The 24,401-nt window shown below is 72.6% G+C and carries 20 protein-coding genes; 14 read left to right on the forward strand and 6 right to left on the reverse strand.

The annotated features are described in order from the left end of the window. Positions 1 to 177: 177 nt before the first annotated feature. Positions 178 to 693, forward strand: a complete 516-nt coding sequence (locus tag A6F73_RS09015) for a DUF4240 domain-containing protein (RefSeq protein WP_063347310.1) — start codon at positions 178 to 180, stop codon at positions 691 to 693. Between the two features lie 47 nt (positions 694 to 740). Here the strand turns inward: A6F73_RS09015 and A6F73_RS09020 are convergent, their stop codons facing one another. Continuing rightward, positions 741 to 1,814 carry a DUF2510 domain-containing protein gene (locus tag A6F73_RS09020; protein ID WP_159398406.1) on the reverse strand — a complete coding sequence of 358 codons (1,074 nt, stop codon included), beginning with the start codon at positions 1,812 to 1,814 and terminating at the stop codon, positions 741 to 743. A gap of 119 nt (positions 1,815 to 1,933) precedes the next feature. Further along, positions 1,934 to 2,431, reverse strand: coding sequence for a GNAT family N-acetyltransferase (locus tag A6F73_RS09025; protein WP_107452847.1), 498 nt, complete (start codon positions 2,429 to 2,431; stop codon positions 1,934 to 1,936). Between the two features lie 64 nt (positions 2,432 to 2,495). Between A6F73_RS09025 and A6F73_RS09030 the strand changes: the two genes are divergently transcribed. The 3 genes from A6F73_RS09030 to A6F73_RS09040 all read left to right on the forward strand — a co-directional run bounded on the left by A6F73_RS09030 (position 2,496) and on the right by A6F73_RS09040 (position 6,589). After that, positions 2,496 to 3,401: a TIGR01777 family oxidoreductase gene (locus tag A6F73_RS09030; RefSeq protein WP_063347313.1), complete on the forward strand. Its 906-nt coding sequence runs from the start codon at positions 2,496 to 2,498 to the stop codon at positions 3,399 to 3,401. A gap of 449 nt (positions 3,402 to 3,850) precedes the next feature. Continuing rightward, entirely contained in the window at positions 3,851 to 5,182 is a 1,332-nt protein-coding gene (locus A6F73_RS09035) for an NAD(P)/FAD-dependent oxidoreductase (RefSeq protein WP_063347314.1), read from the forward strand. Between the two features lie 183 nt (positions 5,183 to 5,365). Beyond that, entirely contained in the window at positions 5,366 to 6,589 is a 1,224-nt protein-coding gene (locus tag A6F73_RS09040; protein ID WP_063347315.1) for a cation:proton antiporter, read from the forward strand. 181 nt (positions 6,590 to 6,770) lie between these two features. On the opposite strand, the gene A6F73_RS09045 is transcribed toward A6F73_RS09040, so the two are convergent. Further along, entirely contained in the window at positions 6,771 to 8,675 is a 1,905-nt protein-coding gene (locus A6F73_RS09045; RefSeq protein WP_244293335.1) for a regulator, read from the reverse strand. Between the two features lie 310 nt (positions 8,676 to 8,985). Here A6F73_RS09045 and A6F73_RS09050 point away from each other — a divergent pair, with 310 nt between their 5' ends. From A6F73_RS09050 to A6F73_RS09080, 7 genes are all read left to right on the forward strand, one after another. After that, on the forward strand, positions 8,986 to 9,747 hold the full coding sequence (locus A6F73_RS09050; protein WP_063347316.1) for a 3-hydroxybutyrate dehydrogenase: 762 nt from the start codon (positions 8,986 to 8,988) through the stop codon (positions 9,745 to 9,747). Between the two features lie 185 nt (positions 9,748 to 9,932). Continuing rightward, a complete protein-coding gene (locus A6F73_RS09055) occupies positions 9,933 to 11,300 on the forward strand; it encodes an MFS transporter (RefSeq protein ID WP_063347317.1) in 1,368 nt (455 codons plus the stop codon). Between the two features lie 59 nt (positions 11,301 to 11,359). Further along, the gene (locus A6F73_RS09060; RefSeq protein ID WP_063347318.1) at positions 11,360 to 13,267 is read left to right on the forward strand and encodes a GAF domain-containing protein; all 1,908 of its coding nucleotides are present in this window, start codon (positions 11,360 to 11,362) and stop codon (positions 13,265 to 13,267) included. Between the two features lie 148 nt (positions 13,268 to 13,415). Further along, on the forward strand, positions 13,416 to 14,213 hold the full coding sequence (gene lipB / locus A6F73_RS09065) for a lipoyl(octanoyl) transferase LipB (protein WP_279634888.1): 798 nt from the start codon (positions 13,416 to 13,418) through the stop codon (positions 14,211 to 14,213). Positions 14,214 to 14,387: 174 nt separating this feature from the next. After that, entirely contained in the window at positions 14,388 to 15,341 is a 954-nt protein-coding gene (gene lipA / locus A6F73_RS09070; RefSeq protein WP_063347320.1) for a lipoyl synthase, read from the forward strand. A 242-nt stretch (positions 15,342 to 15,583) separates the two neighbouring features. Then, a complete protein-coding gene (locus A6F73_RS09075) occupies positions 15,584 to 15,763 on the forward strand; it encodes a hypothetical protein (RefSeq protein WP_063351061.1) in 180 nt (59 codons plus the stop codon). A 209-nt stretch (positions 15,764 to 15,972) separates the two neighbouring features. Continuing rightward, positions 15,973 to 16,662, forward strand: coding sequence for a DUF4191 domain-containing protein (locus A6F73_RS09080; RefSeq protein ID WP_063347321.1), 690 nt, complete (start codon positions 15,973 to 15,975; stop codon positions 16,660 to 16,662). A gap of 147 nt (positions 16,663 to 16,809) precedes the next feature. On the opposite strand, the gene A6F73_RS09085 is transcribed toward A6F73_RS09080, so the two are convergent. After that, positions 16,810 to 17,277 carry an RDD family protein gene (locus A6F73_RS09085; RefSeq protein WP_063347322.1) on the reverse strand — a complete coding sequence of 156 codons (468 nt, stop codon included), beginning with the start codon at positions 17,275 to 17,277 and terminating at the stop codon, positions 16,810 to 16,812. Positions 17,278 to 17,540: 263 nt separating this feature from the next. On the opposite strand from A6F73_RS09085, the gene glnA reads away from it, so the two are divergent. Further along, positions 17,541 to 18,953, forward strand: coding sequence for a type I glutamate--ammonia ligase (glnA, locus tag A6F73_RS09090; RefSeq protein ID WP_063347323.1), 1,413 nt, complete (start codon positions 17,541 to 17,543; stop codon positions 18,951 to 18,953). A 214-nt stretch (positions 18,954 to 19,167) separates the two neighbouring features. Here glnA and A6F73_RS09095 read toward each other — a convergent pair whose 3' ends face one another. Next, positions 19,168 to 19,875, reverse strand: coding sequence for a response regulator transcription factor (locus A6F73_RS09095; RefSeq protein WP_063347324.1), 708 nt, complete (start codon positions 19,873 to 19,875; stop codon positions 19,168 to 19,170). Continuing rightward, complete coding sequence (locus A6F73_RS09100; protein WP_208869065.1) at positions 19,872 to 21,071, reverse strand: sensor histidine kinase; 1,200 nt, start codon at positions 21,069 to 21,071, stop codon at positions 19,872 to 19,874. Before A6F73_RS09100 ends, A6F73_RS09095 begins: the two co-directional genes overlap by 4 nt. Positions 21,072 to 21,228: 157 nt before the next feature. Between A6F73_RS09100 and A6F73_RS09105 the strand changes: the two genes are divergently transcribed. Together A6F73_RS09105 and A6F73_RS09110 are read left to right on the forward strand one after the other, a co-directional pair. Next, complete coding sequence (locus A6F73_RS09105; protein ID WP_244293336.1) at positions 21,229 to 21,942, forward strand: ABC transporter ATP-binding protein; 714 nt, start codon at positions 21,229 to 21,231, stop codon at positions 21,940 to 21,942. Between the two features lie 59 nt (positions 21,943 to 22,001). Continuing rightward, a complete protein-coding gene (locus A6F73_RS09110) occupies positions 22,002 to 24,347 on the forward strand; it encodes an FtsX-like permease family protein (protein WP_208869066.1) in 2,346 nt (781 codons plus the stop codon). Positions 24,348 to 24,401 lie beyond the last annotated feature (54 nt).

The following is a 24,401-nucleotide window of genomic DNA, read 5'->3' on the forward strand; positions in this document are numbered from 1 at the left end:
CCCGCGTCGTCCCTGGACGGCGCGGGGCTCCGCCGTTGCCGGGGTCCGCCTGCCGTCCACCTGCTCCTGGCCGCGCCTGGCCGCTTCCGACCCGCGCCCGGCTGCGTCGAACATCACCAGCGTTTCGCCGGGCCATGGCATGCGCGGGGGCTGGCGAACGGGGATGCTGGAGCGGTGATGGACGAGACCGACTTCTGGCAGATGATCGACGAGACCCGGGAGGACGCCGACGGCGATCCGGACGAGCAGGCCGACCGGCTGGTGGAACGGCTGGTCCAGCTGACCCCGGACGACGTCATCGACTTCGCCCGGCTGTTCGAGGCCCGGTTCCAGCGGGCCTACCGCCACGACCTCTGGGGCGCCGCCTACCTGCTGCTTGACGGCGCCTCCGACGACACCTTCGACTACTTCCGCTGCTGGCTGATCGGCCAGGGCCGGGACGTCTTCGAGGGCGCTCTGTTCGAGCCGGACGACCTGGCGGACCTGCTGCCCGAGTTCGACGAGGAGGAGGACGGCGAGGCCGAGGACCTCGGCTACGCCGCCGACGAGGCGTACGAGCAGCTGACCGGGCTGCCGCTGCCCGAGATGGGCGGGCGACAGTCCGGCCGACCGGCCGGGGCCGCGCTGGACTTCGACGACCCGGACGTCATGGCGAAACGGTTTCCCAAGCTCTGGGAGCGCTACGGGGATTAGGGGCTCTCTTTCGGATCACGCCCACGGCGTGAGCGGCGCCGGACGCGTCAGGCGGTGCTGCCGCCGCCGGACGTGCCGTCCTGCTTGATGCCCCTGAGGATCTGGTCCAGCACGGACGCGTCCGGCGCGCTCGGGGTGTCGTCCACCCCGCCCTCGAACACCACGAAGCCGCCGCCCTTGGCCGGGACGGCGGCCAGCAGGACGTAGCCCTGGGTGCCGTCCGCGGTGCGGATGTGCCAGCGCACGGCGTAGCCGGACACGCCCGCGACGGTCGTGTAGCCGGAGCCGGAGTCGGTGTGCGAGCTGATCCCGGTGAAGATCTGGCCGGCGTACGCGGGCATGGTGGCCTCGGCGGCCGTCTTGGCGGTGACGCCCTGGACGGTGTCGGTCTCGACCGAGAACTGGCCGCGGATGCAGGAGTTGCCGTCCGGGCAGGTGTAGCGGCCGGTGCCCAGGTAGACCGTGGAGTGCGGGGAGTTGGGCGCCACGTCCCAGCCGTCGAGCACCGGGACGGTGATCGCGTGCTGGGTGTCCGGGACGGTGCTCCTGACGGTCGGCGCCGGTTTGGGCGCGGGCGTCGGGGCGGGCGTGCCCGCCGTGGGGCTCGGGGCGGGGCCGGCGCCCCGGGTGATGGTGACCGTCGGGTTCGGGGTCGGGTCGGCCTGCGGGGAGCCGCCGCCGCTGAGCACGATCCCGGCGACGATCCCGCCCACGGCCAGGACGGCGACCGCGATGCCGACGACCAGACCGGGCCTCATCCGGCCGGGCCCCGGCTGCTGCGGCGGGTAGCCCGGCGCCGGGTAGCCGTAGCCCGCGCCCTGGGCGGGGTAGCCGTCCTGGGCCGGGTAGTAGCCGTCCTGGCCCGGGTAGCCGTAGCCCGGGGCGGGGGCGCTGCCCGGGTAGCCGTGGCCGGGGGCGTCCTGCGGGCCGCCGTAGCCGTACCCGGGCTGCTGGCCGGGGGGCTGCCAGCCCTGGGTGGGGGCGTCGGCGAGTTGGCCGGCGCCGCCCTGGAGCGGGCGCACCTCGCTGGTCCAGGCGTTGCCGTCCCACCAGCGCTCGTGACCGGGGGTGCCGTCCGCACCGGGGACCGGGTACCACCCGGGGGGCGTCGAGTTGCTCACGGCCGTACGGTACCCGGCGGGGTGCTGGTCCAGACAGAGCGGATCGGTCACGACTCTGCACCGCCCGCGAGGCCTGACGTGTCGTCAGTTTCGGTGGGCGGAAAGGCCGGTCGGGCTTGTCAGTGCGCCAGGCTGCGGGCCATCAGGACGTCGTCCACGTACGACCCGTCGATCAGGAACTCCTCCGCGAGCGAGCCCTCGACGACGAAGCCGCAGCCCTCGTAGAGGCGGCGGGCCGGGGCGTTCCAGCCGAGCACCCGCAGGGTCATCCTGCGCGCGCCCGCGGCCCGGGCGGCCTCGCACGCCGCCTCGACCAGGCGCCGGCCGACACCCCGGCCGCGGGCCGTGCCGTCGACGACCAGGCCCTGGATCTGCCGGACGTGCCGGTTGCTGGCCAGCGGGGTCGGCGGGACCTGGCGGACGTAGCCGACCACCCGGCCGTCCAGGAGGGCGAGCAGGTACTGCTCCGGGGTGTGCCGTTCGTCGAAGACGCCGTCCCCCTCGGGCGGCTGCGGGGAGACGTCGGCCAGCGGGGACCAGGCGGCACGGTTGAGGACGGCGAGTTCGGCCTCGTCCTCGGGCTGAGCTGGGCGGATGATCAGATCGTCCTCGTGCATGCGCGTCATGCTAGTGAGGCGCATGCCGACATGACAGGGCTTTGGGAACTGGGAGGATGGACGCATGCGCATCGCTGTCACAGGCTCCACGGGATTGATCGGCTCGGCTCTCGTCCGCTCCCTGCTGGCGGACGGCCACGAGGTGGTCCGGCTGGTCCGGCGCCGCTCCAGGACGGGCCCGCAGCCCGACGGCAGCACGGCCATCGGCTGGAACCCGCTGCTCGGCCAGGTCGAGCAGGACGGGCTGGCCGGGGTCGAGGCGGTCGTGCACCTGGCCGGCGCCGGGGTCGGCGACCACCGCTGGACGGACGCCTACAAGCGGGAGATCCGGGAGAGCCGGGCACTCGGCACCGAGACGCTGGCCGTCGCACTGGCCGCGCTCAAGGAGCCGCCCCGGGTGCTGGTCAGCGCCTCCGCCGTCGGCTGGTACGGGCAGACCGGCGACCGGGTGATCGACGAGGACTCCCCCGCCGGCGACGACTTCCTGGCCGAGGTCTGCGTGGAGTGGGAGGCGGCCGCACGGCCGGCCGAGCTCGCCGGCATCCGGGTCGTCCACCCGCGCACCGGGATGGTGCTGTCCGCGGCCGGCGGGGCCGGCGCGCGGCTGTTCCCGCTGTTCAAGCTGGGGCTGGGCGGGCGGCTCGGCGACGGGCGGCAGTACTGGAGCTTCATCTCGCTGGCCGACCAGGTCGCCGCGCTGCGGTTCCTGATCGACCGGGACGACCTCTCCGGCGCCGTCAACCTCACCACACCCGATCCCGTCACCAACGCCGAGCTGACGGCGGCGCTCGGGCGGGTGCTCCGGCGGCCGACTCCGTTCCCGGTGCCGGAGGCGGTGCTCAAGGTGGTGCTCGGCGAACTGGCGGTCGAGGTGGTCGGCAGCCACCGGGTGGTGCCGCGGCGGCTGCTGGACGCGGGCTTCCGCTTTGCGCACCCGGACGTGGACGCGGCGGTGCGCGCGGCGCTGTAAGTGGCGCTGTGCGTGGCGGTGGGGGCGACCGGTGGCGCGGAACCCTGCCGTCCGCCGCGGGTTTCCGGCACGGGCTGCACGGCGGGGCTCCGGTACGTCCCGCTGCGTACGGCGGCTACGGCATTCGCGCTGGCCAGGGGCATATGCCGGGCGGAGATCGGGTGGGGGTCGGACGGGGCTCCGGGAGGGGGCGCATGGGAGCACACACCGGGCGCGTCGCACGCCCCCGGTGACCGTGCGCGCCCGCCAACCCCGGAACCCGGCCCCAACGGCGCACTGTCCGTGACCGCGCTCCCGCCCGGTGCCGCACGCCCCCTCTCGACCCTTGGATCGGGCCCGATGCGCTTGTCTGATGCTCACACTGACTGGGCATCACACCGTCGGACCGTGTCCCGGCACCCCGCTGCCTGCGTCGGCCGGAGCCCCGGGACCAGGGAGGGAGCACGCCAGTGCCCACATACGACTTCACCCGCCGCGCCCGCCGCCCGTCCGACCCTGACGTCATCGTCATCGGCGCCGGACTCGCCGGCCTGGCCGCCGCACGCACGCTCACCGGCCGCGGCCTCACCGTGCAGATCCTTGAGGCCACGGACCGGATCGGCGGCCGGATGGCCACCCGCGAACTGGACGGATTCCGGCTCGACGACGGCAGCCACCTGCTGAACACCGCCTTCCCCGAACTCCGCCGCGTCCTCGACCTCGACCGCCTCGACCTGCGCCCGCTCGCCCCCGGAGTCCTCGTGCACAGCGGCGGCCGCCGCTACCGCACCGGGGACCCGCAGCTCACCACCGCCCGGCAGGCCGCCACCCGCGCCCCACTCGGCAGCCCGCTGGACAAGGCCCGGCTCGGCAGCTGGCTCGGCCGGCTCGCCACCACCCCCGCCAGCCGGCTCAAGGCCCGCCCGGAGACCACCACCGCCCGCGCGCTGGCCGGCCACGGGCTCGCCCCGCGCACCCTCGACGGCTTCCTGCGGCCACTGCTCAGCGCGCTGCTCAGTGACCCCGCCCTCGGCACCAGCAGCCGGATCGCCGACCTGGTCCTGCGCTCCTACGCGCGCGGACGGCTCTGTCTGCCCGCCGGCGGGATCGCGGCCGTGCCGGCCCAGCTGGCCACCACCCTGCCCGCCGGCACCGTACGCACCGGGGTGCAGGTCACCTCGATCACCGCCGACGGCGTGGAGACCGCCGCCCACGGGCGGATCGGCGCCCAGGCCGTCGTCCTCGCCACCGACGCCCGCTCCGCCGCCGAACTGCTGCCCGGGCTACGGCTGCCGGACTTCCACCCCGTCACGACCTTCTACCACGCGGCCGACCGCACCCCGCTGGGCGAGGCCGTCCTGCTGCTCGACGGCGACCGGCCCGGCGGGCAGCCGCCGCTGGTCTCGCACTCGCTGGTGCTCAGCGAACTGCACCCCTCCTACGCCCCCGCCGGACAGGCGCTGATCGCCACCACCGTGCTCGGGCGGCGCTCCTTCGACGCGGGCGGCCCGGCCGGACTGGAACCGGCGGTCCGGGCCCGGCTCGCCGAGCTCTACGGCGCCTCGACCACCGGCTGGCAGTTCCTGAACGTGCGGCACGTCCCGGACGCGCTGCCCGCGATGCCGCCGCCGCACAACCCCCGGCGCCCGGTGCGGGTGCTGGCCGGGCTGTACGTCGCCGGGGACCACCGGGACACCAGCACCGTGCAGGGCGCGCTGGTCTCCGGGCGGCGGGCCGCGCAGGCGGTGCTGCGCGACCTCGGCGTCCCGGCCAACACCCGGGAGGCCGAGGCGGCGGCCTGAGCCCGTCGGGGTCGGCCTGACGGGCTCCCGGCCTGGTTCCCGGCCCGGCTCCCGGCCCGGCGGGCTTTCGGTCTGGCTCCCGGGACACGCTGACGGCCCGCCGGTGGGTGACGGACCGGCGGCATGCCAGGATGCCGACATGACCGCTCATCGGATGATTTACACCGTCCGGCCGGTTGCGCGGTGAGCGCCGCCGTCCAGCCGGTGGCCCTGATCCTGATCCCCGCCGCGGCCGTCGCCGCGCCGCTGCTCGCCGACCGCCTGCTGCGGTGGATCGCCGTCCCGACCGTCGTGTTCGAGATCCTGCTCGGCGTCCTGATCGGCCCCGACGTCCTGAACTGGGCGCGCGTCGACGACCTGGTCAACGCGCTCTCCCAGTTCGGCCTGGCCATGCTGATGTTCCTGGCCGGGTACGAGATCGACTTCGCCAAGCTGCGCGGCGGCCCGCTGAAACGGGCGGGCACCGCGTGGCTGGTCTCGCTCGTGGTGGCGCTCGGCGTGGGCGCGCTGGTCAACCGGGACCCGCTGAACGGCGCCTTCGCCGGGCTCGCGCTCACCACCACCGCCCTCGGGACCATCCTGCCGATCCTCCGCGACTCCGGCGAACTTCCCACCCCCTTCGGCTCGTTGGTGATGGCCACCGGGGCGGTCGGCGAGTTCGGGCCGATCATCGCGATCGCCATCCTGCTCAGCGGCAACTCCCCGGTCCGGACAGCCGTCATCCTCGGCGCCTTCGCGGTGATCACCGCCGTCGCGGTCCTCGGCGCACGCCGCCCCCGGCCCGCCTGGGCCACCCGGCTCATCGAGCGCACCCTGCGCACCTCCGGGCAGTTCGCCGTCCGGGCGGTGATCCTGGTGCTCGCCGTCATGGTGGCCGCCGCGATCTGGCTCGACCTGGACATGCTGCTCGGCGCCTTCACCGCCGGGATCGTCTCCCGGCTGCTGCTCTCCGACATCCGCCGGGCCGAGGAGGAGGTGATCGAGGCCAAGCTGGAGAGCATCGGCTTCGGTTTCCTGGTGCCGGTGTTCTTCGTGGTCAGCGGGATGAACTTCGACCTGTCCGCCCTGCTGGACGACCCCGGCACGATACTGCTCGTCCCGGTGTTCCTGCTGCTGCTCCTGGCCGTGCGCGGACTGCCCGCCGGGCTGCTCGCCCCGGCCGGACTCGGCCGGCGGGACCGCACGGCGCTCGGGCTCTACGGCGCGACGGCGCTGCCGCTGGTCGTGGTGATCACCACCATCGAGGTGGACGACGGCCACCTGCCGTCCTCGACAGCGGCCGCGCTGGTCGGCGCCGGCATGCTCTCGGTGCTGGTGTTCCCGCTGGTGGCGCAGCGGGTGCGCGGCGGCGTCCGGCCGCCCTCGCCTGAGGCCGGGCAGCCGCGCGTCCGGGCCGAGAGCTGGTGAGCCGCTTCGCTCCCGCCCGTCGCCGAGGTGCTCGGAGCCGTCGCCGGGATGCTCCAGCCCGTCACCGGGGCGCTCGGAGCCGTCGCCGGGCGGATGGGCCCTTCGGCCCGGGGCGGACCCGGGCCGGACGGGTTTCCAGGGCCGCCGGGGCTCGCCCGACCGGCCCCTCTGCGACAGGTCCTCAGATCACGCCGGCCTGGCGGGCCGTCTCCTCGAAGGCACGGGCCACCGGGCTGCCCCGGTAGGGGGTGAGGCGGCGGTGGAAGTCCCGGACGTACTCCAGCGAGCGGGCCGAGCGCATCTCCCCCGCCGCCCGCAGCGCGTCGGTGGCCATGGTGCAGGCCTCGTCGAGGTCCCCCATGCCGAGCCGGGCGGTGGCCAGCACCAGCCGGCAGAAGATCCGGCTGCGCGCGTAGGCGGGTGAGCGCAGCCGCAGCGACTTCTCGGCGTGCTGCGCGGAGGTGCGCCACTGCTGGAGGTCGCGGTAGCAGTGGGCGAACTCGTCGGAGAGCTGGGCCTCGTCGAAGTACCGCGCCCAGGAGGGCAGTTCGTCGCCGACCCGGGCAGCGGCCAGTGCCCGCTCGGAGCGCACCAGGGCGGTGGTGCAGGCCCGGACGTCGCCCAGCAGGCCGTGCCCGCGCGCCTCGGCGGTGTGCATCAGCGACTGGACCACCGGCGGCACGGCGGTGCCCACGCCCTGCTGGGCGACCCGGGCCAGTTGGACGGCCTCCCGGCCGTGGCCCAGGTGGACGGCCTGCTGGCTCATCGTCACCAGGACGTACCCGCCGAGCGCGCGGTCCCCGGCGGCCTGGGACAGCCGCAGCGCCTGGACGAAGTAGCGCTGGGCGAGGCCGTGCGCGGCGATGTCGAAGGACGTCCAGCCGGCCAGCCTGGTCAGGTCGGCGACGGCGCCGAACAGCGCCCGGCCGATCTGCTCGCCGTAGCGGCCGCGCAGCATCGGCTCGGCCTCGCTCTCCAGGTAGCGGACCAGCGCCTGCCGGGCGTGCCCGCCGCCGTAGGCGTGATCGAGCGCCCGGAAGAGGTCGCCGACGGCGCGGATGGCGGCGATGTCGCCGCGGCCGACCCGCAGGGCGGGGCGCGACTCGCGGGCCGGTTCGGTGTACGGCGGCTCGACGGCGGTCGGCGGGCGCCGGCTCTGGGTGGGCACCCGGCCGATGGTGGGCGCGGCGGGGCCGGCCGCGCCCGGCACGGAGCGCATGCCGGGGGCCCCGTGGTGGGCCTGGCCGCGCACCGGGCTCGGAGGGGGAGCGCCGGGCGCGGGGGGCACGCTCTGGGCGGGTGCGGCGGGTGCTCCGGATGCCGCCGTCACGGCGGATGCTGCGGTGCCGGCGGTACCGGCAGCGGCGGCGGACGGACCGGCGGGCGGACCGGTGGCGGCGTCGGGGCGGACCATCGTCGAACCGTCCCGGGCGACGCGCTCGTCGGTGCGGCCGATCAGCCAGTCCCGGCTGGGGACGACCAGGCCCGCCGGGGTGAAGGCGATCCGGCGCAGTTCGGACTGCGGGCCGTTGTCCTTGCGCCACATGCTCGCCACGATGTCCACCGCCTCCTGCGGGGTCTCGGCGAACTCCAGGCCCGCGTACACCGGGGCGCAGGCGTCCAGGCCGAGGTCCTGGGCGGTGAGGCGGCGGCCGAGGCGGCGGGTGAAGACCTCGGCGATCAGCGCGGGGGTGGCGCCGCGGGGCTGCTGGCCGCGCAGCCAGCGGGTGACCGAGGTCTTGTCGTAGCGCAGGTCGAGGCCGTGTTCCAGGCCGAGCTGGTCGACCCGGCGGGCCAGGCCCGCGTGCGAGAAGCCGGCTTCCTCGATGAGCGCGGCGAGTTGGCCGTTCTGCGGGGACGGGCCGGAGTGCCCGGAGTGGCCGCCGACCGGCCCGGGCGCGGGGACGGCGGGTTCGTGCCGGTCGGTTGTGGCCTGCGCGGGCAGCCGCAGTTCGTCGGCGGTCGGGGCGTCGGCGGTCAGGGCGTCGGGGGCGTCCGGCAGGGTCCGGCCGACCGGGCCTCGGTGGTGGCCGAGCGGGTCGAGCGGTCCGTACGCCGGGCTGTCGGTTGCAGGCCGTTGGGGCATGTCAGTCAACACCTCTCGGACGTCGCACCGGGCTCTACCAGCACTTCGGCTGCCTGGGGCGGCGCCCCCTGTCGGGAATCGGCGTGAATGTAGCGAGCATTCGGGCGCTATGGGTGGATCTGACCGAGCAATCCTCCGAACGGGTGAAGCAATCGCGCCCATTGTGGGGAAGCGCGGGCGGCGCGGGTTTGGCCTTTCGCGGTCGAACCGTCGATCGACCATCATGGCGGTGAACACCACAGCCCACCGGGATGCTGTGGTGGACCACCACATGGGAGCCGGGCCCCCGGGTTTCCTAGCGTTCTCGGCCATGGACACCACTACAGCCCGCCCGCTCGACGGCCGGACGGCCCTGGTCACCGGGGCCGCCTCGGGCATCGGCCGGGCCTGTGCCGAGGCCTTCGCCGGGGCCGGCGCCCGGGTCTACGTCGTCGATCTCGCGGCCGGTCCGGCCCGGGAGCTCGCCGAGCGGATCGGCGGCCGCGCCGTCGTCGCGGACCTCGCCGACCCCGAGGCCGTGGAGGCCCTGCCGGCCGACGCCGACATCGTGGTCAACAACGCCGGCCTCCAACACGTCGCGCCCGTCCACGAGTTCCCGCCCGACCGCTTCACCCTCATCCAACGCGTCATGGTCGAGGCGCCGTTCCGCATCCTGCGCCGCACTCTCCCGCACATGTACGAGCGGGAGTGGGGCCGGGTGGTCAACATCTCCTCCGTCCACGGTCTGCGGGCCAGCGCCTTCAAGTCCGCCTACGTCACCGCCAAGCACGCGTTGGAGGGCCTCAGCAAGACCGTCGCCCTGGAGGGTGCCCCCTACGGCGTCACCAGCAACTGCATCAACCCGGGCTACGTCCGAACTCCCCTGGTGGAGAAGCAGATCGCGAGCCAGGCGCTCGCCCACGGCATCCGCGAGGACGAGGTCGTCGAGCAGATCATGCTCGAACGCACGGCCGTCAAGCGTCTCATCGAACCCGAGGAGATCGCCCAACTCGCCCTCTGGCTCTGCTCTCCGCCCGCCTCCTACATCACCGGCGCCAGCCTCCCCGTCGACGGCGGCTGGACGGCGCACTGAGCGGCGGCACCTGGCCGCCCTCCCCAGGCCGACCCCCGGGACTATGTGGGCGGCCCACATAGTCCCGGGGAACGCGCCTCCCTACCTTGTGGCGACGTCCCTTGGGGCGGCGCCCCTTGTGACGACATTCCTCGGGGCGACGCCTCTCGGGGCGACGTCCTCCCCCCGGCCCGGAAGTGGTGACCATGAACGCCTCCGCACCAGCCACGGCAGCCACCCGCTCACTCCCTCGGGTCGTGGCCGCCAGTCTCATCGGGACCACCATCGAGTGGTACGACTACTTCTTGTACGGAACAGCGGCCGCGCTGGTGTTCAACAAGCTGTTCTTCCCGAACACCGATCCGCTGACGGGGACGCTGCTGTCCTTCCTCACCTACGCGATCGGGTTCGCCGCGCGGCCGGTCGGGGCGCTGGTGTTCGGGCACTTCGGGGACCGGGTCGGGCGGAAGAAGCTGCTCGTCGTCAGCCTGCTGCTGATGGGCGGGTCGACCACGCTGATCGGGGTGCTGCCCACCTACAGCTCCATCGGGGCGGCGGCGCCGGTGCTGTTGACGGTGCTGCGCCTGGTGCAGGGCTTCGCGCTCGGCGGGGAGTGGGGCGGGGCCGTGCTGCTGGTGTCGGAGCACGGGGACCAGCGGCGGCGCGGGTTCTGGGCGTCGTGGCCGCAGGGCGGGGCGCCGGCCGGGAACCTGCTGGCGGCGGGGGTGCTGTCGCTGCTGACGGCGGTGCTGTCGGAGGACGCGTTCCTGTCGTGGGGGTGGCGGGTGCCGTTCCTGCTGTCGGCGGTGCTGGTCGGGGTCGGGCTGTGGATCCGGCTCGCGGTGGACGAGTCGCCGCTGTTCAAGCAGGCGCTGGCGGCCCAGCAGCAGCGGAAGACCGTCGAACAGCCGCCGCTGGTGGCGGTGTTGCGCAACCACTGGCGGGAGGTTCTGGTGGCGATGGGCGCACGGATGGCGGAGAACATCTCGTACTACGTGATGACCACGTTTGTGCTGACGTACGCCGTCACCCACGCGCACTTCTCCAAGCAGACCGCGCTGAACGCCGTACTGATCGGCTCGGCGATCCAGTTCGCGCTGATCCCGCTGTTCGGAGCGCTGTCCGACCGGGTCGGACGCAAACCGGTGTACCTGGTGGGCGCGGTCGGGGTGGGCATCTGGGCGTTCGTCTTCTTCGGGCTGGTGGACACCAGGTCGTTCGGACAGCTGGTGGTCGCGGTGACGGTCGGACTGGTCTTCCACAGCGCGATGTACGCACCGCAGGCGGCGTTCTTCTCCGAGCTGTTCGCCACCCGGATGCGGTACTCGGGCGCCTCGATCGGGGCCCAGTTCGCCTCGGTGGCCGCCGGCGCGCCCGCGCCGCTGATCGCGACCGCACTGCTCAAGGACTACGGCAACGCCACCCCGATCTCGGTGTACGTGGCGATCGCGGCGGCGATCACCGTGCTGGCGGTGCTGTGCGGGCGGGAGACCAGGGGCAGCGACCTGGCGGACGTCGAGGCGGCGGTGGAGGCGGAGGGCGCCGCCGTGGCGGCCAAGCCCGCCACCGCCTGACGGCCGAGCCGCTACGATCGCGCTTCCGCCGGACCCGACGCCGATTGGCGGCACGCACCATGAACCACCCTCACGAAAGCGCCGCGCCCGCGCTGCGGCGGCTGCTCGACCTGCTCGCCTCCGGCGCCGCCACCGAGGACTTCGCCGACGTGCTGGCCGACGCCCGCCGCCGCGGGGCGCCGGCCGCCGTCCTCGCCGAGATCGACGACGCCACCTGGCAGGCCCTGCGGGTGCACCGCACGCTGCGTCAACACCGGCGCCGGGAAGCCGAGTTGACCGCCCTGTTCGACACCGCCGGGGACCTCGCCGCCTCCCGGGAGCTGGACACCGTGCTCCAGGCGATCGTCCGCCGCGCCCGGATGCTGCTCGGCACCGACACCGCGTACCTGACCCTGCCGGACGAGGCCGCGGGCGACACCTACATGCGGGTCACCGACGGCTCGGTCTCCGTCCTGTTCCAGACCCTGCGGCTCAGCCTCGGCCACGGCCTGGGCGGCCTGGTCGCGCAGACCGCCCGCCCGTACGCCACCCCCGACTACCGCACCGACGAACGGTTCCACCACACCGGCACGATCGACGCGGGCGTGCTCGACGAGGGCCTGGTGGCGATCATCGGGGTGCCGCTGCTGCTCGGCGGCGAGGTCATCGGGGTGCTGTTCGCCGCCGACCGCTCGCCCCGCGCCTTCTCCCCCGACGAGGTGGCGCTGCTGTGCACGCTGGCCGCGCACGCCGCGATCGCCCTGGACACCGCCAAGTCGCTGGCCGACACCCGGGCCGCGCTCGCCGAACTGAACAGCGCCAACGAACTGGTCCGCGCCCACTCGGCCGCCGTCCAGCGCGCCGAGCAGGCGCACGACCGGCTCACCGACCTGGTGCTGCGCGGCGCCGAGGTGCCGGACGTCGCCGCCGCCGTCGCGACCCTGCTGGGCGGCGAGATAGCCGTCCTCGACGCCGAGGGCGAGCCGCTGGCCGGGCGGTCCGCACCCGCCGGCGAACTGGCGGAGGCGGTCGCCGCGTCCCGGGCCGAGGGGCGGTCCGTCCGGCACGGCGAGCTGTGGGTATGCGCGGTGCTCGCCGGGCACGACGCGCTCGGCACCCTGGTGCTGCGCGGACGCCCCGGCCTCGACGACGCCGACCGGCGGCTGTTCGAACGGGCCAGCGTGGTGACCGCGCTGCTCCTGCTGCTGCGCCGCTCGGTGGCCGAGACCGAGAACAGGGTCCGCGGCGAACTGCTCACCGACCTGCTCACCGCCCCCGACCGCGATCCGGCCGGGCTCACCGCGCGCGGCCGCCGGCTCGGCGTCGACCTCGCCCGCCCGCACCTGGTCCTGGTCGCCGAACCGGCCGAACCCGCCGGACCCCCCGTCCCCGACCGCGGCCGGCTGGCTGGCGCCGCCCGGCGGTACCTGTTCGGCTCCCGGGGCGTCAGCGCCGAGCACGGCGAGGCGGTGGTGCTGCTGGTGCCGGAGGCCGGCGACCCGGAGGAGGCCGCACGGCAGGCCGCCGAGCGGCTGGCCCGGCTGGCCGGGTTCCCCGTCACCGTGGGCGCCGGCCGCCCGGCCGCCGGCCCGCCCGCGCTGGCCGCCTCGTACGCCGAGGGCCTGCGCTGCGTCCGGGCGCTGCGGGTGCTCGGCCGCGCCGGGGAGGGCGCCTCGGCCCGCGCGCTGGGCTTCCTCGGGGTGCTGCTCGGCGACGGGCACGACGTGGACGGCTTCGTCGGCTCGGCGCTCGGCCCGCTGCTCGCCTACGACACCCGCCGCGGCACCGAACTGGTCCGCACCCTGCGCGCCTACTTCGACTGCGGCGGCAGCCTCACCCGCGCCAAGGACGAACTGCACGTCCACGTGAACACCGTCGTCCAGCGGCTGGACCGGGTCGAGGCGCTGCTCGGCCCGGACTGGAACCACCCCGAGCGCTCGCTCGAACTCCAGCTGGCGCTGCGGCTGCAACTGCTGGCGGGGGGCTGAACGGGTCCTTGCGGGCGCGGTCCCTACGGGCCGCCCGTGCGGGCGGTTCAGCCGTGCGTACGGGCCGTACGGGCGGCTGAACCGCCCGCACGGGCGTGGGCGTACAGTGGCGAGGTTGGTCTCGAACGCCTGGCAAGGAGCGGCAGCGGTGAGCGAGAACGTGCGTTTCGTTCGAATGGGGACAGGCGAGGGCGCCATCGCCTACCAGGAGGCCTGGGAGGAGCAGCAGCGCCTGCACGCGCTGCGGGTCGCGGACGAGATCCCCGACACCGTGCTGCTGCTGGAGCACCAGCCCGTCTACACGATGGGCAAGCGCACCAACCCCGCCGACCTGCCGCTCGACGGCACCCCGGTGGTCGAGGTCAACCGCGGCGGGGAGATCACCTGGCACGGCCCCGGCCAGCTGGTCGGCTACCCCATCGTCAAGCTGCCCGACCCGATCGACGTGGTCGCCTACGTCCGCCGGCTGGAGGAGGCGCTGATCCGCGCCTGCGCCGGGTTCGGCGTCGGCACCACCCGGGTCGAGGGCCGCAGCGGCGTCTGGGTGCTGGGCGATTCCATCCCGGACGCCGTGGTGGACCCGGCGCAGGTGGTGGACATCGGCAAGCTGACCCTGCGGATGGGCCTGCCGCTGGGCATCGACCCGCGGCTGGCCGGCCCCGAGTACGCGCCGTCCAACGCCGGCCAGCGCGGCGACGACCGCAAGCTCGCCGCGATCGGCGTCCGGGTCGCCCGCGGGGTCACCATGCACGGCTTCGCGCTCAACTGCGACCCCGACATGACCTGGTTCGACCGGATCGTGCCGTGCGGCATCCGGGACGCCGGCGTCGCCTCGCTCGCCGGCGAGCTGGGGCGCGACTTCACCGTCGGCGAGGCGCTGCCGGTGGTCGAGCGGCACCTGGCGGACGTGTTCGCCGAGCTGCCCGAACCCGCGCTCACCCGCTGACCCGGGCCCGGGTCCTCGCCCGGGCTCTTCCCCGGGCCCCACTCCGGATTGCCCCCCGGGAATCTACCGGCCAGTAGCGCTGTTGCCCTGCGATTGCGGGGCAACAGGCCGCGCGAAGGCCTTACAACCACAGGCGTACCCTGGGGGTACCCCGTCTAGTTCTAGGAGTCGCACGTGTCCGCTGTCGCGCCCGACGGCAGGAAGCTGCTCCGCCTGGAGGTCCGCAACAGCGAGACCCCCATCGAGCGGAAGCCCGAGTGGATCAAGACCCGCGCGAAGATGGGGCCGGAGTACAACGCCCTCCAGTCGCTGGTGAAGAAGGAGGGGCTGCACACCGTCTGCCAGGAAGCCGGCTGCCCCAACATCTTCGAGTGCTGGGAGGACCGCGAGGCGACCTTCCTCATCGGCGGCGACCAGTGCACCCGCCGCTGCGACTTCTGCCAGATCGACACCGGCAAGCCCGCCGAGTTCGACCGGGACGAGCCGCGCCGGGTCGCCGAGTCCATCGTCACGATGGACCTCAACTACGCCACCATCACCGGCGTCGCCCGCGACGACCTGCCGGACGGCGGCGCCTGGCTGTACGCCGAGACCGTGCGCCAGGTGCACGCGCTGACCGCCGACCGCGAGAGCGGCCGCACCGGCGTCGAGCTGCTGATCCCCGACTTCAACGCGGTGCCCGAGCAGCTGGCCGAGGTCTTCTCCTCCCGCCCCGAGGTGCTCGCGCACAACGTCGAGACGGTGCCGCGGATCTTCAAGCGGATCCGCCCGGCCTTCCGCTACGAGCGCTCGCTCGACGTCATCACCCAGGCCCGCGCGGCCGGGCTGGTGACCAAGTCCAACCTGATCCTCGGCATGGGCGAGACCCGCGAGGAGGTCAGCCAGGCGCTGGCCGACCTGGTCGGCGCCGGCTGCGAGCTGATCACCATCACCCAGTACCTGCGCCCCTCGCTGCGCCACCACCCGGTGGAGCGCTGGGTCAAGCCGCACGAGTTCGTCGAGCTCCAGCAGGAGGCCGAGGAGCTGGGCTTCGCCGGGGTCATGTCGGGCCCGCTGGTGCGCTCCTCCTACCGGGCCGGGCGGCTGTACCGGCAGGCGCTGGAGCGGCGCGCGCAGGCCGCGGTCTGATCCGGTTGATCCGGCCGGGTCGGCTGGGTCGGCTGGGCTGATTGAGCCGGCAGATTCTGATGATCCTGCTGATCCGGTGCTTTTGAGCCATCCGGTGCGCGAGCGAAGGGCGGAGCCTCGGCTCCGCCCTTTCGGTTTCACCGCACTTTGACTGCCTGGTCACCGCCTGGTAACACGGGATGGTGACGATGGACTCGTTGCGATCGTTCGATTCTTCTCAGCCACGAGGGGAGCTGTTCGGCATGCGGATGCGCATCCGGTCGGTGGGGGTCGCGCTGCGGCTCGCCGAGAGCGTCCTGCTGGCGGGTGGCCAGCAGCAGGCCCGGCGCAACGCCTGGGCGGCGGTCTGCGAGAACCGCCGGTACGCGGCGGACCGCCGACACGACGCGCGGGCGGCGACGACGTCACCGCCACGACGGTGACGTCCTCGACGGTTCTCAGCAGTTCTCAGCGGTTCTCGATGGTTCTCAGCGGTTCTCGACGGTGACGTTCTCGACGCGGCCGCGCCGGGGCCGTTCGCCGCGGCCGACGGTCGCTGTGTGCGACGGCACAGGGCACACGAGTCACGGATCGAGGCGAACGGGTACCCGGGCTTGGATATCCCGTACCCGTGCCACGTACCATGAGCGTTATGGCGAGGGAAACATCCGAGAACCCCGGGCGACTGAAGCAGATCCGCCTGGCTTACACCATGACCAAGAAGGTCGACACCAAGATCGGCCTGATCATCGCCGGCGTCGGCCTGCTGACCTTCGGCGTGTTCCTCGCCATCGGCTTCGCAATCGACCACCCGATCTACCTGGGCATCCTGGGCTTCATCGTGGCCTTCCTGGCCATGGCGATCGTCTTCGGGCGCCGGGCCGAGCGCGCGGCGTTCGGACAGATGGAGGGGCAGCCGGGCGCCGTTGCGGCGGTGCTGAACAACATCCGACGCGGCTGGAGCTCCAACTCCACCCCGGTCGCGGTCACCCGCAACCAGGACGCGGTCTACCGCGCGGTGGGCCGGGCCGGAATCGCGCTGATCGGCGAAGGCAACCCGAACCGGGTGCGCCAGCTGCTGGCCTCCGAGAAGAAGAAGATGGCCCGGGTCGTCGGCGACGTGCCGGTGCACGACATCGTGGTGGGTACCGGCGAGGGCGAGATCCCGCTCAAGAAGCTGCAGATCCACCTGATGCGACTGCCCCGCGCCATCACCGCGTCCCAGGTCACCGAGACCAACGACCGTCTGCGCGCCCTGGGCGACCTGCTCTCCAAGGCGCCGATCCCCAAGGGCCCGATGCCCAAGGGTGCCCGGATGCCCAAGGGCGGCCAGGCCCGCTGACGCTCCCCCGACCACAACACTGAACGGCCCCGCCGCGGAGATCCCGCAGCGGGGCCGTTCAGTGTTGTGCGGCAAGGCCGTCCGGCCCTGGATCCAGGCTGGGTTCCGGACTGGATCCGGACCTCGCAGATCCGGACTAGATCCGGACTAGATCCGGACCTCGACGGTGCCGACCGCCTTGTCGTGCAGACCGCGGGTGTCGCGGTCCCAGACCAGCGGCGGCACCACCAGGCAGAGCAGCAGGGTGCGCAGCAGCACCTGCGGGATGGTCGCGCGGCCGCCGTCCAGACGGATCACCCGGAGGCCGAACAGCCGCTTGCCGACGGTCGTCCCGGTGGTGGCGAGCAGCACCGCCGCGACCAGGAAGTAGAGCGGGCAGGTCCACAGGTTCGCCTCGGCCGGGCTGCCCTTGCCGATCAGCCCGTAGGCGATCAGGGCGACCAGCCAGCCGTCCACGAACAGGGCGCCGATCCGGCGGCCCGGGCCCGCGATCGAGCCGGGGCCCTCCTTGGGCAGGCCGAGGCGCTCGCCGCGGAAGCCGAAGTCGGCTCCCATCTTCTCGGCGGCCGCCTTCGGGCCGTCGATCCACGATCCCAACGCTTCTCTGGTGTCCACGAATCCACACTAACCGGGCGACCCGTCCGCGCCGCCACCGGCTCCCCCGAACGCCACGGGCGGGTGAATCGTGCCGCCGGAGCTTTCCAAGTGGTCCAGACCACTTGTGGAGAGCCGAGCCTGACGGCGGTGCGTTTTGCCCCGTCCCGTACATCTTTGCCACCCGATCGGCGGGCGTGGTTAACATTTATGAAACGACCGGGTCACCGGCCGGAAACGGCCCGTTCCTAGGGTGAGCCCCATTCGCACGCCGAGGAGGATGGATGTTCAACAACGCCGCCGAAGTGAAGCAGTTCATTCAGGACAACGACGTGAAGTTCGTCGATGTCCGCTTCTGCGATCTGCCTGGCGTCATGCAGCACTTCTCCGTACCTGCGGCGACCTTCGACCCGTCCGAGATCCTGATGTTCGACGGCTCGTCGATCCGCGGCTTCCAGGCCATCCACGAGTCCGACATGGCCCTGGTCCCGGACCTCGCCACGGCTCGGCTCGACCCCTTCCGGGTCGAGAAGCACCTCAACATCAACTTCTTCATCCAGGACCCGGTCACCGGCGAGGCCTACAGCCGCGACCCGCGCAACGTCGCCAAGAAGGCCGAGGCCTACCTCGCCTCCTCCGGCATCGCCGACACCGCGTTCTTCGGGCCCGAGGCCGAGTTCTACGTCTTCGACTCGGTCCGCTTCGAGACCAGCGCCAACGCGTCCTTCTACCACATCGACTCGGAGGCCGGCGCCTGGAACTCCGGCGCCGCCGAGGGCGACGTCCGCGGCTACAAGGTCAAGTACAAGGGCGGCTACTTCCCCACCCCGCCGGTGGACCACTTCGCCGACCTGCGGGCCGAGATGTCGCTCGAACTGGCCAAGTCCGGCCTCGAAGTCGAGCGCCAGCACCACGAGGTCGGCACGGCCGGCCAGGCCGAGATCAACTACAAGTTCAACACCCTGCTGCACGCCGCCGACGACCTGATGCTGTTCAAATACATCATCAAGAACGTCGCCTGGCGCAACGGCAAGACGGCCACCTTCATGCCCAAGCCGATCTTCGGCGACAACGGCTCGGGCATGCACGTCCACCAGTCGCTGTGGACCGAGGGCTCGCCGCTCTTCTACGACGAGCAGGGCTACGCCGGCCTCTCCGACACCGCCCGCTACTACATCGGCGGCCTGCTCCGGCACGCCCCCTCGCTGCTGGCCTTCACCAACCCGTCGGTGAACTCCTACCACCGCCTGGTCCCGGGCTTCGAGGCGCCGGTCAACCTCGTCTACTCCCAGCGCAACCGCTCCGCCGCGATCCGCATCCCGATCACCGGCTCCAACGCCAAGGCCAAGCGCATCGAGTTCCGCGCGCCCGACCCCTCCTCCAACCCGTACCTGGCCTTCGCCGCCATGCTGATGGCCGGCCTCGACGGCATCCGCAACAAGATCGAGCCGCTGGAGCCGGTCGACAAGGACCTCTACGAGCTCGCCCCCGAGGAGCACGCCAACGTCCCGCAGGTACCCGCCTCCCTCCCGGCCGTCCTCGACGCCCTGGAAGCCGACCACGAGTACCTGCTCGCCGGCAACGTCTTCACCCCGGACCTGATCGAGACCTGGATCGACTTCAAGCGCACCAACGAGATCGCCCCCATCGCCCTCCGCCCCCACCCCCACGAGTTCGAGCTGTACTACGACCTGTAGGGGCGCCTCCGACCTGCGGAAACGCAGTTCGACCTCTCATCGTTTCCGCAGGTCAGACAAGGTTCTGACCTGCGGAAACGCCTGGAGAGGGGTCGGCTGCGACACCCCTGGGGCTCGCGATGTGGAATGAGAGTGCACTGGGTTCGATCTCCGCAGGAGTTCTGTGTAGTGCCGGCGGCTCGGGCAGCGCCGCCTCGTTCTTCTGATCCTGTCCCTACCGTCTACGCGGCATGAGTCCGGACCGTCTACGCGGCATGAGTCCGGCTTCGAAGGCGACGATCGCCAGGTGGACGCGGTCCCGGGCTTCGAGCTTGGCGAACAGGCGCGCGACATGCGTCTTCGCGGTCGCCGCGCTGATCACCAGCCGCTCGGCTATCTCAGTGTTCGACAGTCCCTGTCCGACCAGTGCCAGCACCTCACGCTCCCGGTCGGTGATCCCCGCGAGGAGACGTGGGTCCGCAGCGGGCTCGACGTCCGGTTCGGGGGCCGCGGGGCGGGACGTCCCGGCGAAGTCCGCGATCAGCCGTCGGGTCACGCTCGGTGCGATCAGCGCGTCGCCCGCGGCCACCACGCGGATCGCTCCCAGGATCGCGTCCAGGGCCATGCTCTTGAGCAGGAATCCGCTGGCCCCGGCGCGCAGTGCGCCGTAGACGTACTCGTCGTCGTCGAAGGTCGTCAGCACCAAGACCTTGGGCGGGTCCGGTTCGGCGGTCGCCTGCCGGGTCGCCTCGATCCCGTCCATATCCGGCATCCGGATGTCCATCACCACGACGTCCGGCCGCAGTTCACGCACCAGGCGCACCGCCTCGCGGCCGTCGCCGGCCTGGCCGACCACCTCCAGGTCGTCGGTGTCGCCGATCAGGATCCCGAGCCCGACCAGCATCAGCGGCTGGTCGTCTACCAGCAGCACCCGCACGCTCATGCCGGGAGCCTCGCAGCCACCCGGAATCCGCCCTCCGAACGCCGGCCCGCGCTGAACTGGCCGGACAGCAACGTCACCCGCTCGCGCATGCCGAGCAGGCCGAAGCCGCTGCCGCCGGCCCCCGCCGTGAACCTCGGACGGCCCGGCCCGCCGAGACCGTCGTCCCCGTCGTCCACCACCTCGATCGTCACCCCTTCCGGCTCGTAACCGACCGCGACCCGGCACGTCCGCGCACCGGAATGCCGCACCACGTTCGTCACCGACTCCTGGACGATCCGGAACGCCGACAGTTCGATCTCCGGCGGCAGTGGACGCCGCTCGCCCCGCCAGGTCACATGGACCCGCACCCCGGCGCCGGCCGTGCGTTCGGCGAGCTGCGGGACGTCGGCCAGGCTGCTGGCCGGCGCCAGCGGAGCGGCCTGCGGCATGGCGTCATCCGGCTCGGCGCGGCGGAGCGCCCCGAGCATGCGCTGCAGCTCCAGCAGCGTCTCCCGGCTGGTGGTCTCGATGCCGGTCAGCGCCTGCCGCGTCTGCTCGGGCTTGGTCTCCACGACCCGCGCCGCCGCTCCCGACAGCACCGTGATGATCCCGATGCTGTGCGCGACGCTGTCGTGCAGCTCGCGGGCGATCCGCAGCCGCTCGGCCAAGACGACGCGGGCCGCGGTCTGCTCCTGCAGGGCTTCGAGGTATTCACGGCGTTTGCGATACACGCCCCCGAAGACCCACGCGACCGCGAACCACAACGCGAACCCCCCGGCCCACTGGACCGCGTCGCTGACGGACTGCTCGCGGGTGTGGATGTCGTTGACGAGCGCGGCCGCGACGCCCGCGACGGAGCCGACGGCGGCAGCCTTCGGCCGCCGGACGGCGAGGTACCCGCCCAAGCCGACGAGCAGGACGAACACGATCGAGGGCCGCGCGCCGAAGGCGTCGCCGAGGACTGTTTCGCCCAGGACCGCCGCGAAGACCGCCGCCGGCAGGCGGCGCACCAGCAGAACCGGCAGGGCGAGCACGATGTACAGACCGATCATCTGGGCGGGCTCGAGGTCGGGGAACCGGAACAGGCCGTTCTCAGGGGTCGGCATCGTCAAGGGGAGCATCAGCGCGTACAAGCAGGCAGTGGCGAGTACCACGGCCTGTGACGTCAGCCAGGTCACGCGCTTCGATGCCGAGAGACGCTGGAGAAGCTGTTCCATACGGAGATCGTATTCAGTGGCATCGGCTCTGCGCGTCGCCCCGGGGATGTACGCCGGATACGCCCCCGGGCCGATGACCTGGGAAGAGGTGACATCCGCCGGCCGACGCGGTGGATCGTGGTCCGTTCCTAGGTTCATGGTCATGACGAATGCACCGATGATCGACCTCCGCGACGCGACGAAGAAGTACGACGACGGCCCGCCCGCACTGGCCGGCGTCACCTTGTCCGTGGCGGCTGGTGAGTGCGTGGCGATCCTCGGCCATTCCGGCAGTGGCAAGTCCACGCTGCTGAACCTGATCGCGGGTCTGGACAAGCCTTCCAGTGGCACCGTGACCGTCGACGGCACCCGCGTCGACCAGCTCGGCGAGGCCGGTTCGGCGAAGTACCGCCGGGCCTCCATCGGCATGATCTTCCAGTTCTTCAACCTGCTGGACGACCTGACCGTATTGGACAACATCATGGTTCCGGCACAGCTGGCCGGGATGGGCAAGCGCGAAGCGCAGCGGCGGGCCGTCGAGCTGCTCGGCTCGCTGGACATCGACCGGCATGTCAATGCCTATCCGCAGCGGCTGTCCGGCGGGCAACGGCAGCGGGTGGCGATGGCCAGGGCCCTGATGAACGAGCCGGCGCTGCTGCTGGCCGATGAGCCGACCGGCGCCCTGGACTCGAGCTCGGCCGAGGACGTGCGCCAGCTGCTGCTGGAGCTGAACAGCGATGGCCAGACCATCCTGCTGGTCACCCACGACGTGCAGTTGGCCGCGAGCACCGCGCGCCGCACGATCGAGTTGGTGGACGGCGCGGTCGAGCGGGACGTGGTCAACACCGCCGGCGGCGCCACCGTCAACAGCTCGGCGGGAGCGGTCCGGTGAGCGCCCTGGGCAAGGTCGTACGTTCCGGCGTGGGCCGCCGTCGGGTCCAGTCCATCGTCATGGCCCTGACCACGTTCGCCGCGGTGACGTCCTCAGTACTCTCCCTCGGTCTGCTGACTGTCGTGCAGGCCCCGTTCGAGCACGCTTTCAGTGCCCGGAACGGGGCGCACCTGGCGGTCCAGTTCGACAGTTCGAAGGTCACGGCCGCGCAGGCCGCCGCCACCGCGCACGCCGCCGGCGTCACCGAGGCGGCCGGGCCGTACCCGGTCGCCGCCGCCCTGGACACAACCATCGGCACGGACTGCCCCAAGAACGATTTCGCCGGTACTGACAACCATCCGATCACCGTCACCACCCGGCCCGACCTGGGCAGCACCTCCGGGATGGACCAACTGGCGCTGACCCAGGGGCGCTGGCCGACGAGCCCGGACGAGATCGCCCTGCCGTGGCAGCACTATGCCACCGACTGCTTCGGCAGTTCAGTGGTGTTCTCCTCCCTGCCGGGCAAGCCGTCGTTCAAGGTCGTCGGCTTCGGCGGCTCGGTGACCGACAGCGCGACCGCCTTCGCCACCGCCGACGGTTTCGCGCGGCTCACCGCCGCCGGTGCCAAGTCCGACGAGCAGATGCTCTACCGGTTCGCCGAGGCCGGGACCGCCACCGACATCGCCACCGACAAGCAGGCGGTGGCCGCCGCCGCGCCGGCCGGTGCGGTCGAGGGCGGACAGTCGTACCTGACCACGGAGCAGCAGACGACCGGCAACGCCAAGGCCTACGTGCCGTTCCTGATCGGCTTCGGGATCCTCGGGCTGTTCATGTCGGTGCTGATCATCTCGATCGTGGTCAGCGGGGCTGTGGCCTCGGGAATCCGGCGCATCGGGATTCTGAAGTCGTTGGGCTTCACCCCTTCGCAGGTGGCCCGCGCCTACACCGCGCAGGCCATGATCCCGGCGACACTCGGCGTGGTGCTCGGCACGGTTTTCGGCAACCTCCTGGCTGTGCCGATCCTGGACGGGGCCACCAAGCAGCTCGGCGCGGCCCGTACCACGATTCCGTTGTGGGTCAGCGCCGTGGTATCGCTGGGCACCCTGCTGACCGTCGGCGTCACAGCTTTGATCCCGGCACTGCGAGCCGGCCGGATGTCGACGGTGCGGGCCCTGGTGGTCGGCCGCGCCCCCAAGGCCGGGGGCGGTCAGGCGGCGCAGCGTCTGGCCTCGCGGCTGCCGCTGCCCCGGGCCATGTCGCTGGGGCTGGCCCAGCCGTTCGCCCGGCCGGCCCGGGCCGTCCTGGTCGGTACGGCGGTGCTGTTCGGCGTGGTGAGTGCCACGTTCGCGGTGGGGCTGGGGACCGGGTTCAACAAGTACCTGGACGCCAGCACCTCAGGCTTCAACGTCGCGTCGGAGATCGCGATACCCACAGCCGACGTGGGCGTGCCCTGGGGTCTCTACGGCCCCAACGACCCGCGCACCCCGCACCTGGACGCCGCCAAGGTGGCCGCCGCGCTCGCCGGAATCCCGGGCACGAAGGCCGCGTTCGGCTGGGGCGAAAGCGGCGCGGCCATGGTCGGCGCTCCGCCCGGCGGCGAACCGCCGAAGGTGTTCACGGTCACCGGCGACTTCTCCTGGACGCACCTGGAGCTGGTGTCCGGCCGCTGGTACTCGGCGCCCGGCGAGGCCGTGGTCGGCGACAAGCTGGCCACGACGGCGGGGATCCACGTCGGTGACGACGTCACCGTGACGCAGCAGAACAAGCAACTGCCGCTGAAGGTCGTCGGCATCAACTTCGACACCAACCAGGGCGACTACACCGTCATGACGGATGCGGCCACCTTCACCGCCGCCGGTCTGCCCCCGCACATCGACCAGTTCAACGTCGAGCTGACCGACAACGTCAACGGATCGGACTGGTCCACCTCGGCCGCCGCCGCGCTGACCCCGCTGAACGCCTCGGTCCAGTCGAACTCGAGCTCGGGCAAAAACATCGTGGTGCTCACCATGAGCGCCCTGGTGGCCACGCTCACGCTGATGATGATCGCGGTCGCCGCGCTCGGGGTGCTGAGCATGGTGGTGCAGGACACCCGGGAGCGGGTCCATGACCTGGGGATCCTCAAGGCCCTCGGGATGACACCCAAGCAGACCATCGCGATGGTCCTGACCTCGGTGACACTCACCGGCCTGATCGCCGGGCTGATCGGGGTCCCGCTCGGGGTCGCGGTGGAGAAGGCGACGCTGAACCCGATGGGGAACGCGATCGGCCGACACCTGCCGCCGAGCGTGACCCACACCTACACCGCCGGGCTGCTCATCCCCCTGCTGGCTGGCGGGATCGTGATCGCCCTGCTCGGGGCACTGCTGCCGGCCGGCTGGGCGGCCCGGTCGCGGACCGCCACCGCGCTGCGGACCGAGTAGGACCGAGCAGGACCGAGCAGAGCCGCTGGTCGCCGCGGCAAGAACGCCGATGCC

It is taken from the genome of Streptomyces sp. MJM8645 (genome assembly GCF_001625365.1).
Lineage (GTDB): Bacteria > Actinomycetota > Actinomycetes > Streptomycetales > Streptomycetaceae > Kitasatospora.

What these genes read in the sequence shown, in the direction of transcription:
- A6F73_RS09025 (WP_107452847.1), bottom strand. Translation starts at nt 2,431, where the DNA reads ATGCACGAGGACGATCTGATCATCCGCCCAGCTCAGCCCGAGGACGAG.
- A6F73_RS09100 (WP_208869065.1), bottom strand. Translation starts at nt 21,071, where the DNA reads ATGGAACAGCTTCTCCAGCGTCTCTCGGCATCGAAGCGCGTGACCTGG.
- A6F73_RS09095 (WP_063347324.1), bottom strand. Translation starts at nt 19,875, where the DNA reads ATGAGCGTGCGGGTGCTGCTGGTAGACGACCAGCCGCTGATGCTGGTC.
- A6F73_RS09105 (WP_244293336.1), top strand. Translation starts at nt 21,229, where the DNA reads ATGATCGACCTCCGCGACGCGACGAAGAAGTACGACGACGGCCCGCCC.
- A6F73_RS09015 (WP_063347310.1), top strand. Translation starts at nt 178, where the DNA reads ATGGACGAGACCGACTTCTGGCAGATGATCGACGAGACCCGGGAGGAC.
- A6F73_RS09060 (WP_063347318.1), top strand. Translation starts at nt 11,360, where the DNA reads ATGAACCACCCTCACGAAAGCGCCGCGCCCGCGCTGCGGCGGCTGCTC.
- glnA (WP_063347323.1), top strand. Translation starts at nt 17,541, where the DNA reads ATGTTCAACAACGCCGCCGAAGTGAAGCAGTTCATTCAGGACAACGAC.
- A6F73_RS09075 (WP_063351061.1), top strand. Translation starts at nt 15,584, where the DNA reads ATGCGGATGCGCATCCGGTCGGTGGGGGTCGCGCTGCGGCTCGCCGAG.
- A6F73_RS09080 (WP_063347321.1), top strand. Translation starts at nt 15,973, where the DNA reads ATGGCGAGGGAAACATCCGAGAACCCCGGGCGACTGAAGCAGATCCGC.
- A6F73_RS09050 (WP_063347316.1), top strand. Translation starts at nt 8,986, where the DNA reads ATGGACACCACTACAGCCCGCCCGCTCGACGGCCGGACGGCCCTGGTC.
- A6F73_RS09110 (WP_208869066.1), top strand. Translation starts at nt 22,002, where the DNA reads ATGGCCCTGACCACGTTCGCCGCGGTGACGTCCTCAGTACTCTCCCTC.
- A6F73_RS09045 (WP_244293335.1), bottom strand. Translation starts at nt 8,675, where the DNA reads ATGCCCCAACGGCCTGCAACCGACAGCCCGGCGTACGGACCGCTCGAC.
- A6F73_RS09030 (WP_063347313.1), top strand. Translation starts at nt 2,496, where the DNA reads ATGCGCATCGCTGTCACAGGCTCCACGGGATTGATCGGCTCGGCTCTC.
- A6F73_RS09055 (WP_063347317.1), top strand. Translation starts at nt 9,933, where the DNA reads ATGAACGCCTCCGCACCAGCCACGGCAGCCACCCGCTCACTCCCTCGG.